Annotated in this window: 13 protein-coding genes and 1 pseudogene; 9 read left to right on the forward strand and 5 right to left on the reverse strand. The window is 68.0% G+C overall.

Translation table 11 applies throughout. The annotated features are described in order from the left end of the window. Positions 1–313 precede the first annotated feature (313 nt). A complete protein-coding gene (locus NTM_RS12385; protein ID WP_179963926.1) occupies positions 314–1,597 on the forward strand; it encodes a glycosyltransferase in 1,284 nt (427 codons plus the stop codon). Positions 1,598–1,612: 15 nt separating this feature from the next. Here the strand turns inward: NTM_RS12385 and NTM_RS12390 are convergent, their stop codons facing one another. Continuing rightward, positions 1,613–2,485, reverse strand: a complete 873-nt coding sequence (locus NTM_RS12390; RefSeq protein ID WP_104865719.1) for an LLM class flavin-dependent oxidoreductase — start codon at positions 2,483–2,485, stop codon at positions 1,613–1,615. 340 nt (positions 2,486–2,825) lie between these two features. Here NTM_RS12390 and NTM_RS12395 point away from each other — a divergent pair, with 340 nt between their 5' ends. The 5 genes from NTM_RS12395 (at position 2,826) to NTM_RS12415 (ending at position 5,812) form a co-directional block, all read left to right on the forward strand. Next, complete coding sequence (locus NTM_RS12395) at positions 2,826–3,209, forward strand: phage holin family protein (protein WP_163766452.1); 384 nt, start codon at positions 2,826–2,828, stop codon at positions 3,207–3,209. A 5-nt stretch (positions 3,210–3,214) separates the two neighbouring features. Beyond that, positions 3,215–4,078, forward strand: coding sequence for an Fpg/Nei family DNA glycosylase (locus NTM_RS12400; RefSeq protein ID WP_104865720.1), 864 nt, complete (start codon positions 3,215–3,217; stop codon positions 4,076–4,078). Positions 4,079–4,189: 111 nt separating this feature from the next. Continuing rightward, on the forward strand, positions 4,190–4,939 hold the full coding sequence (locus tag NTM_RS12405; protein ID WP_163766453.1) for an SDR family oxidoreductase: 750 nt from the start codon (positions 4,190–4,192) through the stop codon (positions 4,937–4,939). Positions 4,940–4,995: 56 nt separating this feature from the next. Beyond that, a complete protein-coding gene (locus tag NTM_RS12410; protein WP_104865722.1) occupies positions 4,996–5,289 on the forward strand; it encodes a helix-turn-helix transcriptional regulator in 294 nt (97 codons plus the stop codon). Further along, the gene (locus NTM_RS12415; RefSeq protein ID WP_163766454.1) at positions 5,282–5,812 is read left to right on the forward strand and encodes a hypothetical protein; all 531 of its coding nucleotides are present in this window, start codon (positions 5,282–5,284) and stop codon (positions 5,810–5,812) included. Before NTM_RS12410 ends, NTM_RS12415 begins: the two co-directional genes overlap by 8 nt. Here the strand turns inward: NTM_RS12415 and pgi are convergent. Then, complete coding sequence (gene pgi, locus NTM_RS12420; RefSeq protein ID WP_163766455.1) at positions 5,809–7,470, reverse strand: glucose-6-phosphate isomerase; 1,662 nt, start codon at positions 7,468–7,470, stop codon at positions 5,809–5,811. The two genes, NTM_RS12415 and pgi, sit on opposite strands and share 4 nt — an antisense overlap. 50 nt (positions 7,471–7,520) lie before the next feature. On the opposite strand from pgi, the gene NTM_RS12425 reads away from it, so the two are divergent. Beyond that, a complete protein-coding gene (locus NTM_RS12425) occupies positions 7,521–8,969 on the forward strand; it encodes an NAD-dependent succinate-semialdehyde dehydrogenase (RefSeq protein WP_163766456.1) in 1,449 nt (482 codons plus the stop codon). 160 nt (positions 8,970–9,129) lie between these two features. Continuing rightward, entirely contained in the window at positions 9,130–11,145 is a 2,016-nt protein-coding gene (locus tag NTM_RS12430; RefSeq protein WP_179963927.1) for an SGNH/GDSL hydrolase family protein, read from the forward strand. 19 nt (positions 11,146–11,164) lie between these two features. On the opposite strand, the pseudogene NTM_RS12435 reads toward NTM_RS12430, so the two are convergent. Continuing rightward, positions 11,165–11,470 (reverse strand): annotated as a pseudogene (locus tag NTM_RS12435) (chorismate mutase); the annotation flags it as partial. A gap of 291 nt (positions 11,471–11,761) precedes the next feature. Here NTM_RS12435 and NTM_RS12440 point away from each other — a divergent pair. Beyond that, the gene (locus NTM_RS12440; RefSeq protein ID WP_104865729.1) at positions 11,762–14,119 is read left to right on the forward strand and encodes a UvrD-helicase domain-containing protein; all 2,358 of its coding nucleotides are present in this window, start codon (positions 11,762–11,764) and stop codon (positions 14,117–14,119) included. Here NTM_RS12440 and NTM_RS12445 read toward each other — a convergent pair whose 3' ends face one another. Together NTM_RS12445 and NTM_RS12450 are read right to left on the reverse strand one after the other, a co-directional pair. Further along, a complete protein-coding gene (locus NTM_RS12445) occupies positions 14,120–14,692 on the reverse strand; it encodes a hypothetical protein (protein ID WP_163766457.1) in 573 nt (190 codons plus the stop codon). Further along, a complete protein-coding gene (locus tag NTM_RS12450) occupies positions 14,693–15,748 on the reverse strand; it encodes a M23 family metallopeptidase (RefSeq protein ID WP_104865731.1) in 1,056 nt (351 codons plus the stop codon). Between the last annotated feature and the right edge of the window lie 185 nt (positions 15,749–15,933).

Here is a 15,933-nt window from a genome sequence, read left to right on the forward strand (position 1 = left end):
TCGCCGGGTGACCGCGCTCCGTTCCATCTCACCACGCGCGCGATCCCATCGACATGGGATCAGTGTTACCTCGTCAGTTCACAAGCGCCACAGTCGTGTTCGGCGCCTGAACGGCAGCTGTCAGCGGCATTTGACGTGGTCGTGGCGCTGCCGGGGGTGTGTGAGAGCGCCGCGAAACCGGTTGTGACATATGTATGACGGGTCATCTAGGGTCGATGGTGCATGGCGGCGCGGGCCGGCCGATCTCGGGTAGTTTCGCCGGTGTGCGCCACTGGTGGAGGAGCGCATGCTCCGTTGCGGCAAAGGAATAGGTGTGGCGCGATATCTGCTCGCGGTGAGCCCCATCCGTGGCCATGTCATGCCGATGGTGGACCTGGGCGCGGGACTGCAGAAGCTCGGGCACGACGTGACGGTGCTGACCGGGGCGCAGTTCGGTGCCCTCGTCGAGAACGCGGGGTTGACCGTGCGGTCTCTGCCCGACAGTGTGGTGATCGACCCGCCCGCGGCCGCGCCGCGATGGCTGCGCAGTCTGCCCGCGGCGGCGCGGCGGTTCTGGCTGGGCCGGGCAGAACTGGCTGACGTGTTCGCTGAACCCCTTGCCGCAGAAGCGGATTCGGTCCGCGCATTGCTCCGCGACACGTGCTTCGACGCGGTGGTCGCCGACATCACGTTCACCGGCCTGCTTCCCGTTCTGCTGCAGGACTCGCCGCGGCCACCGGTCGTGGTGTGCGGTGTGGGTCCGTTGACGCTCTCGAGCGCCGACACGCCCCCGTTCGGGATGGCCTGGCAGCCGGAGCCGGGCGTCGACTACCGCCCGATGACCAGGGTCGCGCACCGGGTGATCATGCGATCCAGTCAGCGGCGGTTCGACGCCGCGCTCCGCCGTGCCGGGTCGGGCCGATCGCCGGTGTTCATCAGCGACTGGCCCCGCCTCGCCGATGCGGTGCTGCAACTGTCGGTGCAGGAGTTCGAGTACCCGCGCTCCGACCTGCCTTCCACGGTGGAGTTCGTGGGCCCGGTGTTACCCGATGCCGGCGGGCGATTCGTGCCGCCGCCCTGGTGGACCGAAGTGACTCGTGGCGACCGGGCGGTCGTCCACGTCACGCAGGGCACCTTCGACAACGCCGATCTGAATCAGCTGCTCGCCCCGACCTTCGATGCCCTCGGGGGGCGCGACGACATCCTCGTCGTCGCGACCACCGGTGGCCGGTCCGGCCAGTGCCTCGACCGTGAGACTTCTGCGAATATCCATGTGGCGGAGTGGATTCCGTACTCCGTGCTGCTGCCTCATGTCGACGTGATGATCACCAACGGCGGCTACGGGGGCGTGCAGTACGCGCTCGCGCACGGTGTGCCCTTGATCGTCGCAGGCGAGACGTCGGACAAGGCCGAGGTCGCCGCCCGCGTCGACTACAGCGGTGTCGGCGTGGATTTGGGAACCTTCGCGCCGTCGGCCGACGCGATCCGCGCCGCGGTGGACCGCGTCCGCGGCGACGATCGCTACCGTGCCGCGGCCCGCCGGATCCAGGCAGCGATCGACGCGTCCACCCCTGTCGACTCCATCGCCAACGCCCTCAAGCGCTGCGCGGGCGCATAACCGTCAGACCGTCCCTCAGACCTTGGCGATGACGTTCTCGGCGAACATCTCCAGGTTGCGGATCTTCGCGTCCAGCGGCTCGGTGTCCTGGCCCATGATGTAGGGGATGCGGAAGCCGACGATCACGTCGGTGATGCCCTTGTCCTCGAGGCGCTTGATGCCGTCGAGCGAGTAGGCGTCGAGGGAGATCACATGGATCTGATAATCGTCTCGGTCCGCGGTGCCCGCCTCCTCGCGGAACTTCGCCAGCTTCGCGAGCAGTGTGTCGAGTTCCTCGGGGTCGCCGCCGCCGTGCATCCAGCCGTCGTTGCGGGCGGCGCGGCGCAGTGCGGCGTCGGCGTGCCCGCCGATCAGGATCGGCACCGGCTTCGACGGCGCGGGCGTCATCTTCGTCTTCGGGATGTCGTAGAACTCGCCGTGGTACTCGAAGTAGTCACCCGAGGTCAGGCCGCGGATGATGTCGATGCACTCGTCCATCCGCTTGCCGCGCTTGGCGAACGGGACGTTCAGCAGCTCGTAGTCCTCCGGCCACGGGCTGGTGCCGACGCCGAGGCCGAGGCGGTTGTCGAACATCGCCGCCAGCGATCCGGCCTGCTTGGCCACCAGGGCCGGCGGCCGGATCGGGAGCTTGAGCACGAAGTGGTTGAAGTGCAGCTTGGTCGTGACCGCGCACAGGGCCGCGGTCAGCACGAACGATTCGATGAACGCCTTGCCCTCGAGGAACTCGCGGTTTCCGTCGGGGGTGTAGGGATACTTGGAGTCGGATTCGAACGGGTAGGCGATGCTGTCGGGGATCGTCATCGCGTGATAGCCGGCGGCTTCGGCGGCCTTCGCCAGCGGGATGTAATACGTCGGATCGGTCATGGCTTCGGCAAAGGTGAATCGCACGTCGTCTCCTGCTCGTCGGTGACCGCATACTAGAACACGTTCTAGTATGCGCGTGTCGGAATTCCACACGCCGGAACCTCCGGCGGGGCCGTCGGGCGGAGGCCCGGCACCGGGTCGGGCGTGGCCGCTGCCGTCCGCGCCCTGTCGGGCATTCTCGATGCGACGTATAGCAGTGGCGCACAACATATCTCGCCGTCAACGGTGGACGCGTCGGGTGCCGTCGCCGCGGTGGTCCGTCCGAGGTGGCGATGCTGGACCGGCCTGGCCCCGCCGGGTTCGCCGGGGTGAACGATCGTCGTCGGTGTACCACCGGCCCGAGCACGGGTGGATCATGATCGGCATGGGTAGTTTTCTGCTGCGGGTCGCGCTGACCGGCGTCGCGCTGTGGGTCGTCACACTGCTGGTGCCCGGAATCGGGTTCGTCGGGGGCGACTCGACGGCGGCGCGGATCGGCATCATCTTCGTCGTCGCGGTGATCTTCGGGGTGGTCAACGCGGTCATCAAGCCGATCGTGCAGATCATCTCGATTCCGCTCTACATCCTCACCCTCGGGCTCTTCCACATCGTGATCAACGCGTTCATGTTGTGGATCACCTCGTGGATCACCGAACACACCACCCACTGGGGGCTGGCGATCGACGACTTCTGGTGGACCGCGATCTGGGCCGCGATCGTGCTCTCGATCGTGAGTTGGCTCCTGTCCCTGGTCGTCCAGGCAGACTGAGTGCCATGCCCGAGCTCCCCGAGGTCGAAGCGCTCGCCGATCATCTGCGCCGCCACGCCGTCGGACGGACCGTCGGCCGCGTCGACGTATCCGCCCTTTCGGTGCTCAAGACGTTCGACCCGCCGGTGTCCGCGCTGGCCGGCCACGAGGTGACGGGCGCGAACCGGTGGGGCAAATACCTCGGGCTGCAGGCCGGTGACCTGCACCTGATCACCCACCTCTCCCGCGCCGGGTGGCTACGCTGGTCGGACAAGCTCGCCGCGGCGCCACTGAAGCCCGGCAAGGGGCCGATTGCGTTACGGGTGCACCTCGGCACACCTGGCGAGGCGCCCGGGTACGACCTGACCGAGGCCGGCACCCAGAAGCGCCTCGCGGTCTGGCTGGTCACCGACCCGATGTCGGTCCCGCAGATCGCCTCCCTGGGCCCGGATGCGCTGTCGCTGGACCCGGACGCGCTGGCGGACGCCCTGAAGGGGCAGACCGGCCGCATCAAGACGGTCATCACCGATCAGAAGGTGATCGCTGGGATCGGCAACGCCTACAGCGACGAGATCCTGCACGTGGCGAAGCTCTCGCCGTTCGCGACGGCCAACAAGCTGACCGCCGCGCAACTCGCCGACCTGCACGACGCGATGATCTCGGTGCTCACCGACGCCGTGACCCGGTCGGTAGGCCAACAGGCCGCGACGCTGAAAGGGGAGAAGCGCTCGGGGCTGCGGGTACACGCGCGCACCGGGATGCCGTGCCCGGTCTGCGGTGACACCGTGCGCGAGGTGTCCTTCGCCGACAAATCGTTCCAGTACTGCCCGACGTGTCAGACCGGCGGAAAGGTCCTCGCGGACCGGCGGATGTCGAGGCTGCTGAAGTAACCGCCGATTCGCGCGAACTTGCATTCCAGCAGGCGTCCACTCGGCCTTTCACTGCTGGAATGCAATTTCGGCGATTTATCGGGACCTGTCTAACTCGGTTATCCTGCCCGCATGACTCGGCAGAAGATCCTGATCACCGGTGCGAGCTCTGGCCTCGGCGCCGGCATGGCCCGCCAGTTCGCCGCCAAGGGTCGCGACCTGGCGCTGTGCGCCCGCCGCGTCGACAATCTCGACGAGCTCAAGGCCGAGCTGCAGGCCCGCCACCCGAACATCAAGGTCGCGGTCGCCGCGCTGGACGTGAACGACCACGATCAGGTGCCGAAGGTCTTCGGTGAGCTCAGCGACGAACTCGGCGGTATCGACTGCGTGATCGTCAACGCCGGCATCGGCAAGGGGTATCCGCTCGGCGGCGGCAAGCTGTGGGCGAACAAGGCCACCCTGGAGACCAACCTGGTCGCGGCGCTGGTGCAGATCGAAACCGCGCTGGAAATGTTCAAGGCCGCCGGTAAGGGCCACCTGGTGCTGGTGTCCTCGGTGCTGGGCAACGTCGGCGTTCCCGGGTTCAAGGCCGCCTACTCCGCGAGCAAGGCGGGCGTCACCTCGCTCGGCGAATCGCTGCGGGCCGAGTACCCGTCCGGCCCCATCAAGATCACGGTGCTGGAGCCGGGCTACATCGAGTCGGAGATGACCGCCAAGTCCAACTCCACGATGCTCATGGTCGACAACGAGACCGGCGTGAAGGCCATGGTCGACGCGATCGAGAAGGAGAAGGGCCGCGCCGTCGTCCCCGGGTGGCCGTGGTGGCCGCTGGTCGAGGTGATGAAACTGCTCCCCCCGCGCTTCACGAAATACTTCGCTTAACTGCGATTTCTCCTATTTACTTGACGAATCGTTGGGTTTTCCTAACGATGGGTTAGGTGAGTCCGGTACGACGAGGGGGAACTTTCCCCATCCACAACCGCATCGGCGTGTTGAGAGCCGAGCGGCAGATGTCGCGGGCGCAACTCGCCGCGTTGATCGACGTGAACCCGCAGACCGTCGGCGCGCTCGAACGGGGCGATCACTACCCGAGCCTCGATCTGGCCTTCCGTATCTGCGAGGTCTTCGATCTGCCCGTTGAGGCGGTGTTCTCCCGCGAGCCTTTCGCGCCACTGTCGACCGAGCTCTATCGCAAAGACGGACGACCGCAACGAGGAGACGCGCATGCCTGACGCTACGCTGATCGACCGATACCAGGACTTCCGCACCCGACGATTCCTGAAACACGAACGCACGTACGCGAACTGGCTGCCCGGCTGGCGTACCCAGCGGCGACGCCGCGCCCTCGTCGTCGGCCTGGCTGCGACGTTCGTCGTGATGGCGGTGGTCAGCGCGTTGTGTGCGTTCGGCTTTCGCGAGGCAGCGCTGATCTGGATTCCGGCCACCGCGGTGTTCTTCCCGCTGTGGCTGACCCTGCAGATCGTGTCGGGACGTCAGGGCGACGCGCCGCTGGCCACCCTCGACGAGTTCGAGCTGGCCCAGCGCAACAGTGCCCGGTCGATCGGGCTGAGCCTGACCCAGTACCTGATGCTCATCCCGATCGGATACCTGATATTCGGATCCGTCGCCACCGATGGCGCCGACACCGGCATGGCCTACGCCGGCGGCCTGATGGCGATCACCGCGCTGCTGATCGGCGGCTGCGCACCGGCGATGATCCTGGGCTGGACGCGACCGGACCCCGATCCGGTCTAAGCTGAGCGGCCGCGCTCCTGCCGATAGCGACGCACCAGCGTGTCCGTCGACGAATCCGACTGCTGCGGCGGGGATGCGTCGTCGGTGATCACCGGAAGCAGTGCCTTGGCCTGCGTCTTGCCCAGCTCGACACCCCATTGATCGAACGAGTCGATACCCCAGATCACACCCTCGACGAACACCTGATGCTCGTAGAGCGCGACAAGCTGGCCCACCACCGACGGTGTCAGCTTCGTCGCGAGGATCGAGGTGGTGGGGCGGTTGCCCGGCATCACCTTGTGCGGCACCACATTCGACGGCGTACCCTCGGCAGCTATCTCCTCGGCGGTCTTGCCGAACGCCAACACCTGGGTCTGGGCGAAGAAGTTGCTCATCAACAGGTCGTGCATGCTGCCGGTGCCGTCGGCGGTCGGCAGATCGTCGGTCGGCTCGCTGAACCCGATGAAATCCGCCGGTACCAGCCGGGTGCCCTGGTGCAGTAACTGGTAGAACGCGTGCTGGCCGTTGGTTCCCGGCTCGCCCCAGAAGATTTCGCCGGTGCCGGTGTGCACCGGTGTCCCGTCGGCCTGTACCGACTTGCCGTTGGATTCCATCGTCAGCTGCTGCAGATAGGCCGCGAATCGAGCCAGATCGTTCGAATAGGGCAGCACCGCTCGGGTTTCGGCGCCGAAGAAGTTGCTGTACCACAGCCCGATCAGCCCGAGCAGCACCGGCGCGTTGGCGTCCAGCGGCGCGGTCCGGAAGTGCTCGTCGACCAGGTGGAAGCCGGACAGGAACTCCCCGAAACGCTCCCGGCCGATCACCGCCATCACCGACAGCCCGATCGCGGAGTCCACCGAGTACCGGCCGCCGACCCAGTCCCAGAACCCGAACATGTTGTCGGTGTCGATGCCGAACTCGGCGACCAGCTTCGCGTTCGTCGACACCGCGACGAAGTGCTTGGACACCGCATCCTGTCCGGCACTGCCGCCGAGTCCGTCAATCAGCCAGCGCCGCGCCGCGGTCGCGTTGGTCAACGTCTCCAGCGTCGAGAACGTTTTGGACGCGACGATGAAAAGCGTTGTGGCAGGATCGAGTCCGTCCAGCTTGGCGACCAGGTCGGCCGGATCGACGTTGGAGACGAACCGCGCCGAGATGCCGGCGTCGGCGTAGTGGCGCAACGCCTGGTCGACCATCACCGGCCCCAGATCAGAACCGCCGATGCCGATGTTGACCACTGTGGTGATGCGTTCACCGGTGGCGCCGCGCCAGTCCCCGCTGCGCAGCCGGTCGGTGAACTCGCCCATCCGGTCCAGCACCTCGTGCACATCGGCGACCACGTCCTGACCGTCGACGGTCAGCGATGCATCCCGCGGCAGCCGCAATGCGGTGTGCAGCACCGCCCGGTCCTCCGAGGTGTTGATGTGCTCGCCGGCGAACATCGCCGCCCGCTTGGCCTCCAGCCCCGCGGCGCGGGCCAGATCGACGAGCAGTGACAGCGTCTCCGCGGTGACGCGGTGCTTGCTGTAGTCGATGTAGAGGTCGCCGACGGTCAGGGCGAACTCGGAACCGCGCGCCGGGTTCTGGGCGAACAGCGCACGCAGATCTGTGGCGGCGATCTCGGCGTGATGTCGGGACAGTGCCTGCCATGCCGGTGTCGCGGTGATGTCAGAACCCATGTGGAGAACCCTAGTGCGGGCGAGCGGAGGAAGGGGTAAATGATGAAGGTATGGATACTTCCGCGCTGCTGTCATCGGTACCGACGGGCCTGTGGATCGGCGGTGAGGAGCGCGAGGCCGCGAGCCGGTTCGACGTGCTGGATCCCAGCGACGACACGGTGCTGACGTCGGTCGCCGACGCCACCGCCGACGACGCGCGGGCGGCGCTGGACGCCGCATGCGCCGTGCAGGGGGAGTGGGCCGCGACGCCGGCGCGCAAGCGCGGCGAGATCCTGCGGGCGGTCTTCGAGACCATCACCGCCCGGGCCGACGACATCGCCGCGCTGATGACCCTGGAGATGGGCAAGGTGGTCGCCGAGAGCAAGGGCGAGGTGGCCTACGGCGCCGAGTTCTTCCGCTGGTTCGCCGAGGAGGCCGTGCGCATCGAGGGCCGCTATACCCCGGCTCCGGCCGGCACCGGCCGCATCCTGGTCACCAAGCAGGCCGTCGGCCCGTGCTACGCGATCACCCCGTGGAACTTCCCGCTGGCGATGGGCACCCGCAAGATGGGGCCGGCGTTCGCGGCCGGCTGCACGATGATCGTCAAACCCGCCCAGGAGACGCCGCTGACGATGCTTCTGCTGGCCAAGCTGATGGACGAGGCCGGCCTGCCCAAGGGTGTGCTGTCGGTGTTGCCGACCAGCAGTCCCGGCCCGGTCACCGAGGCACTGATCAACGACGGCAGGCTGCGCAAGCTGACCTTCACCGGGTCGACCGGGGTGGGCAAGGCATTGGTGAAGCAGTCGGCGGACAAACTGCTGCGCACGTCGATGGAGCTCGGCGGCAACGCGCCGTTCATCGTGTTCGACGACGCCGACGTCGACGCGGCGGTCGACGGCGCGATCCTGGCCAAGATGCGCAACGGCGGTGAGGCCTGCACCGCGGCGAACCGGTTCCACGTCGCCAACGCGGTGCGCGACGAGTTCACCGAGAAGTTCGTCAAGCGGATGAGCGAGTTCACCCTCGGCAAGGGCCTCGACGAGAAGTCCACGCTGGGCCCGCTGATCAACGCCAAGCAGGTCGCCACAGTCACCGAGCTGGTCTCGGACGCCGTCTCACGCGGTGCGACCGTCGCCGTCGGCGGCGTCGCCCCCGGTGGTCCGGGGAACTTCTATCCGGCCACCGTGCTGACCGACGTCCCGGCCGACGCCCGCATCCTCAAGGAGGAGGTGTTCGGTCCGGTCGCCCCGATCGCCGGGTTCGACACCGAAGAGGAGGGCATCGCCGCCGCCAACAACACCGAGTACGGCCTGGCCGCCTACGTCTACACGCAGTCACTGGACCGCGCGCTGCGGGTCGCCGAGGGCATCGAATCCGGCATGGTCGGCGTCAACCGCGGGGTGATCTCCGATGCCGCCGCACCGTTCGGCGGCATCAAGGAATCCGGCTTCGGCCGCGAGGGCGGCACCGAGGGCATCGAGGAGTACCTCGACACGAAGTACATCGCGCTGACCAAGTAACCCCGCGAGCAGACGCGAACTCGCGCAACACGCCCGCGACTCGCCCGAGTTTCTGTCTGCTCGCGGGAAGGGGATGCCGTGAGACCCCGCGCGCCTTCCGGATCGGGTGCCCGCGCGCCCATAGACTTCGTTGCTCGGACAGCGAGGAGGGCCGCCGACAGTGACAGCCGTGAGTGCGGCGCCGATACGCGTGGGCCCGCGGCGGTATGTCGGGCCGGGGCAGTCGATCCCGGCGCTCGACGGTATCCGGGCGATCGCCGTCGCGTTGGTGCTCGCCGACCACGGCGGCGTCCCCGGTCTGTCCGGTGGCTTCCTCGGCGTCGACGTCTTCTTCGTGCTGAGCGGATTCCTGATCACCTCGCTGCTGCTCGACGAGATCGGCCGCACCGGCCGGATCGGGTTGAAGGGCTTCTGGATTCGCCGGGCGCGCCGGCTGCTGCCCGCCCTGGTGGTCATGGTGCTGTCCGTCGTCGCGCTGCGGGAACTGTTCTCGCCGGAGTCCACCGCGAGCCTGCGCGAGGACACCGTGGCGACCCTGTTCTGGATGTCGAACTGGGTGTTCGTCGCGCAGAACACCGACTATTTCTCCCAGGGCGCCCCTCCGTCGCCGCTGCAGCACACCTGGTCACTGGCGGTGGAGGAGCAGTACTACGTGCTGTGGCCGCTGCTGATCGCCGCGGTGATCGCCGCGCTCGGCGCGATCGCGTATCGCCGCGGAGTGACGTTGTCACAGCGCGCGGTGCGCACGGCGGTGTTCGTACTCGCGACCGGTGGCGTCGTCGCGTCCGCCGTCGCGACGATGGCTTTGAGTTCGGAGGCGACACTCAACCGCGTCTACTTCGGCACCGACACCCGCGTGCAGGCGCTGCTGGTCGGCGCCGCCGCGGCGGCGTTGCTGGTCCGGGACTGGCGCGGGCTGACCGCCGGCCTGGAGATGTTCCGGTCCCGCTGGGCGCGCTGGGTGGCGTGGATGCTTCCGGTGATCGGCCTCGTGGTGCTGTTTCTGGCCGCCCGCATCGCCACGGGCAGTGTCGAGGAGTTCCGCAGCGGACTGCTGATCGTCGTCGCGCTCGCCGCGATCCTGGTCATCGCGCCGGTCGCACTCGCCCAGGAGGGCCCGGTCGCGCGACTGCTGTCGGTCGGCCCGCTCGTCGGGCTCGGTGCGATCTCCTACGGCGTGTACCTGTGGCATTGGCCGATCTTCCTGCTGCTCAACGGTGAACGCACCGGAGCCTCGGGCTGGCAGCTGTTCGCGCTGCGCTGCGCGGCGACCGTCGCCGTCGCGGCGGTCTCGTGGTGGGCGATCGAACAACCGATCCGCGAGTGGCGCCCGGCGTTCGTGCCGATGCTGCCGCTGGCCGGAGCCACGGCGGCGACGGCCGCGGTGGTCGCGATGACGGTGCTGCCGGTGCGGGTGCTCCCCGAGACCCCGCAGCCCGGTCCGATGATCGACAACGCCGCGCTGGTGGCGCCCGAGATCCCGGTGGAGGTGACGCGTACACCGAAGCCGCTCGCGCCCGGGGATCTGCGGGTGGCGGTGTTCGGCGACTCCATCGCCTGGACCATGATGCGCTACCTGCCCGATACGCCCGGGCTGGACTTCTCCGACTTCACCACCATCGGGTGCGGCATCGCGCGCGGCGGGCCCTACGAGTACGTCGGACAGGAACTGTCGCAGAAGCCGGAGTGCGACGAATGGCCGGCGCGCTGGGCGCAGCGGATCGGCTACGCGAAACCCGATGTGGTGCTGCTGATGGTCGGTCGGTGGGAGGTCGTGGACCGGATGAACGAGGGTCGCTGGACCCACATCGGCGAACCGGGCTACGACGCGTACCTCGAAGGCGAACTCGACCGCGCACTCGACATCCTCGGCTCAACGGGTGCGCGACTGGTCGTGGCGACCGAGCCGTACAACCGCCGGGCCGAGAAGCCGGACGGCAGTCTCTATCCCGAAGATCAGCCCACCCGCGTCGAACGCTGGAACACCATGGTGCGCAACGCCGTCGAGAAGAGGCCGAACGCGACGGTGCTCGACCTGAACAAGAAGCTCAGCCCCAACGGGTACTACCAGACAAAGGTCGACGGGCTACGGGTGCGCAGCGACGGCGTGCACCCGACCCCGGAAGCAGTCGAATGGCTGACTCCGTGGCTGGTCGAGGCGCTCAAGGCGAAGTGATCGAGCGCCCGGCCGAGGGTCAGTGGCCGAGGCGTCCACGGCCGAGGCGCAGCAGCAGCATCGCGAGGTTCTTGCCCTCCTCGCCGAGCACGCTGTAGCGCTCGATGACCTTCATCTCCCGGCTGTGCACCAGACGGGTGCCGCCGGAGGCCATCCGGGCCTTGCCGATCATCCGGGACACCTCGGTGCGGCGCTGAATGGCCTCCAGGATCGTCGCGTCGAGGCGGTCGATCTCCTGGCGCAGCTCGTCGATATCGGGCAACTGGGCGGTTTCCGTCCCTGCAGGCGTGGTCATCTTGTTCTCCGATTCTCGTTGTGTCGGCCCTGGTCGTTCCGGTGTCGGGCCTCAACAAAGAGACGAGCCCCGGATCGCAGAAGCGGACCGCGGGGCTGATGGGAAGCAGCTATGCCACGGGCACCGCGGATCGGTACCCGTAGAAAAATCGCCACTGCGCGTAAAGCACCTGGCCAGTGTGCCACCAGCGGTCGATACCGTGCAAAAAACCGGGACGGGAACCGGGGGAGACGATCACTCTGGCCGACGCGGACACCCGCGCCTCCCGGGGCCTCGCGCCATGGCGGCGATGTCCGCCCGCAGCGGTAAGTTGGGTGCGACATGAGTGTGCACCTGACGCTGAACGACGCCACGCCGATGACCGGCGACGACCTGCTCGAAGGCCTGAACCCGCAGCAACGCCAAGCGGTGCTGCACGAGGGCACCCCGCTGCTGATCGTCGCGGGCGCAGGCTCGGGCAAGACGGCGGTGCTGACGCGGCGCATCGCGTACCTGCTGGCCGCGCGCGACGTCGGTGTCGGGCAGGTGCTGGCGATCACCTTCACCAACAAGGCGGCCGCCGAGATGCGCGAGCGCATCGTCGGGCTTGTCGGCCCGCGGGCGCGCAACATGTGGGTTTCGACGTTCCACTCGACCTGTGTGCGGATCCTGCGTAACCAGGCCTCGCTGCTTCCCGGGCTGAACTCCAACTTCTCGATCTACGACGCCGACGACTCGCGCCGGCTGCTGCTGATGATCGGCAAGGACATGGGCCTGGACACCAAGCGGCATTCGCCGCGGCTGCTGGCCAACGCGATCTCGAACCTGAAGAACGAGCTGATCGGCCCCGCCCAGGCGGCCGCCGAGGCCTCCGAGGCCGCCGACGATCTGGCCCGCATCGTCGCCGATGTCTACGGCGAGTACCAGCGCAGGCTGCGCGCCGCCAACGCCCTGGACTTCGACGACCTGATCGGGGAGACGGTCGCCGTGCTGCAGGCCTTCCCGCAGATCGCGCAGTACTACCGCCGCCGGTTCCGGCACATCCTGGTCGACGAGTACCAGGACACCAACCACGCGCAGTACGTGCTGGTGCGCGAGCTCGTGGGAACGGCCGGCGCGGACGACGATCCTGCCGGCGTGCCGCCCGCCGAGCTGTGCGTGGTCGGCGACGCCGACCAGTCGATCTATGCGTTCCGCGGTGCGACGATCCGCAACATCGAGGACTTCGAGCGCGACTTCCCCAACGCCACGACGATTCTGCTGGAGCAGAACTATCGCTCCACACAGACCATCCTGAACGCGGCGAACTCGGTGATCTCCCGCAACACCGGCAGGCGCGAGAAGCGGCTGTGGACCGACGCCGGTGAGGGTGAGCTGATCGTCGGGTACGTCGCCGACAACGAACACGACGAGGCACGCTTCGTCGCCCAGGAGATCGACTCGCTGTCGGATTCCATCCCGGGCTTCTCCTACAACGACGTCGCGGTCTTCTACCGCACCAACAACTCCTCGCGGGCGATCGAGGAAGTCTTCATCCGCGCCGGCATCCCGTACAAAGTCGTCGGGGGAGTGCGCTTCTACGAGCGCAAGGAGATTCGCGACATCGTCGCCTACCTGCGGGTGCTCGACAACCCCGGGGACGCGGTCAGCATGCGGCGCATCCTCAACACCCCGCGCCGCGGCATCGGGGACCGCGCCGAGGCCTGCGTGGCGGTGCACGCCGAGAACACCGGCCTGAACTTCAACGACGCGCTCGTCGCGGCCGCCGAGGGCAGGGTGCCGATGCTGAACACGCGCTCGGAGAAGGCCATCGCCGGTTTCGTCGCACTGCTCGACGAACTGCGCGGCGGTCTCGACGGCGAACTCGGCGACCTCGTCGAGACGGTGCTCGACCGCACCGGCTACCGCGCCGAGCTCGAGGCCTCCAGCGATCCGCAGGACCTGGCCCGGTTGGACAACCTCAACGAACTGGTCAGCGTCGCACACGAATTCAGCACCGACCTGGCCAACGCTCGCGCGCTGGCCGACGGCGACGACGCGCAGGGCCCGGACACCGCCGACGAGGACGTCCCCGACACCGGTGTGCTCGCGGCGTTCCTGGAGCGGGTGTCGCTGGTCGCCGACGCCGACGACATCCCCGAACACGGCTCGGGGGTGGTGACGATGATGACCCTGCACACCGCCAAGGGGCTGGAGTTCCCGGTGGTGTTCGTGACCGGCTGGGAGGACGGCATGTTCCCGCACATGCGCGCGCTCGGCGATCCCACCGAACTCTCCGAGGAACGGCGGCTGGCCTATGTCGGGATCACCCGCGCCCGGCAGCGTCTCTACCTCAGCCGGGCGAAAGTGCGTTCGTCGTGGGGCCAGCCGATGCTCAACCCCGAGTCGCGCTTCCTGCGGGAGATCCCCCAGGAGCTCATCGACTGGCGCCGCACCGAGGCGCCGGCGTCGTCGTTCTCCGCGCCGGTCGGCAACGCCGGCCGCTACGGCACACCGCGGCCGTCACCGACCCGCCCGGCGGCGGGGAAGAGGCCGCTGATCGTGCTCGAGCCGGGCGACCGCGTGACCCACGACAAGTACGGCCTCGGCCGGGTCGAAGAGGTCTCCGGTGCCGGGGAATCGGCGATGTCGCTGATCGACTTCGGCAGCGCGGGCCGGGTGAAGCTGATGCACAACCACGCGCCGATCTCGAAGCTCTAGTCAGTCGGTGCGGCTCCACCGCGCCGTCCCGGGCAGCGCGGCGAGAACCATCGACGCCGCGGGCAACAGCGGCAGCGCGTAGACCGGTGCAGGCAGTGCCGCCCCGGCGACGAACAGGCCGGCGAAGATCAGCAACGCGATCACCGCGCCGACCACGATCAGCAGGCGCGCGGTGCGCCTGCGCAGCAGCAGCGCGATCACCCCGCTGATCGACGCGGCGGCCGACACCGCCGCCAGGAAGCCCATCGCGACGCAGAACAGGGGATCGGTCGCCCACCAGCCGGTGATCAGGTCGGTCGCGATCACCGCGGTGCCCCACCCCGACACGATGCTCAAGACCGTCGTCGCGATCGCGAACCTCGGGTCGGGCGCCGTGGGCCCGAGGTGCGGTACGGCCCTGGTGGCGGGCTCGGAAACGGGGTGAGCGGGGACGGGGAGGGCGCCGGTGGGGTGGCGCCGCAGGATGCTCGTCGGTGGATCAGCGGCGGCGCTGACGGGGTGCGAACCGGTGTTCAGCGGCGCGCGGCGGAGTATCCGCGTCTCTTCGGTGGAATCAGAAGGCTCGTCGGCCACTCAGCCAACGTAGCCGCCGGGGGAGAGCCCCCGCTTGGCCAGCCAGCCGACCGGGTCGACCCGGTCGGTGCCGTTGAGGTGCACCTCGAAGTGGCAGTGCGGACCGGTCGAGTTGCCGGTGTTGCCCATCTTGGCGATCTGGTCGCCGGCCATCACCCGCTCTCCGACGTTGACCAGGACGGAGCTGTTGTGGCCGTAGAGCGTGACGGTGCCGTCCGCGTGGCGCAGCTTCACCAGGTTTCCGTAGCCGCCCTCGGGGCCTGCGGCGATCACGACGCCGTCGGCGGCGGCCAGGATGGGTGTCCCGATTGCGTTGGCGATGTCGATGCCCGCGTGCAGGACGCCCCAGCGGTAGCCGAAGCCCGAGGTCCACACGCCGGTGGTGGGCATCGCGAACTGGGGCTTGGTGAGGCGGGCTTCGCGCTCGGCCCGTTCCTGGGCGAATGCCGCGGCCTTGGTGATCTCCTCGGCGTGGACGATCGAATTGGAGGCCGGGGCGACGGAGATGACCTGCATGCCGCCCTCGGACCCGGTGATGACGGTCCCGTCACCCAGCGTGGTCTGATCCGCCGCGAGCACGGTCTCGGCGGGTTCGGCGGCAGCGTTCTTGGTCATCGTGTATGCGCCGGCAGCGGTTGCTCCGACTGCCATCGCCGCGACCACCAGGCGACCCTTCACCGGCACTTCCTGCTTGCGATGCTGGCCTTTCCGGGCCCGCATATCGATCTTGTCGGTCTTTGCTGCGCCGTCGCTCAGATCGGTGTGGCTGTCCCGGTATGCGCGGGAGGAGGCGCGGCGCTCGGCGGCGGGCCCGGCGCGGAACTCGCTCGGAACGACGAGATGCAAGGGCATCGGATCGTCGTCGTCGAACAGGTCGTCGAGTTCGGGTGCGTGGATCACTTCGGTGTCGCGGTCAAAAGCCCCCTGCGACAAAGAATCTGCGCAGTCAAGATCGGCAAACTCGGAGAAGGCGTCGAACGGGATGATCTCGGTGACCTCAGTTGAGCCGGGCGTCGTGGAGGCCTCGCGGGCGCGGGGCAGACGATGCTGAGGCAACCTGAAAAGTCCTTAACGTTTGGGGAGTCGTCGTGATCAGACCGTTACTTAGACCAGTGGACGTTAACCAAAATCCAATACGAGTGGCAACCCGAGACGATATTCCCACCCCGAATGTGACTTGAATCACGGTTCGGGCTGCGGTGAGATCGACCACATGAGCGGGAGGCGATGACAACGCCTCC

The organism is Mycolicibacterium parafortuitum, assembly GCF_010725485.1.
GTDB lineage: Bacteria > Actinomycetota > Actinomycetes > Mycobacteriales > Mycobacteriaceae > Mycobacterium.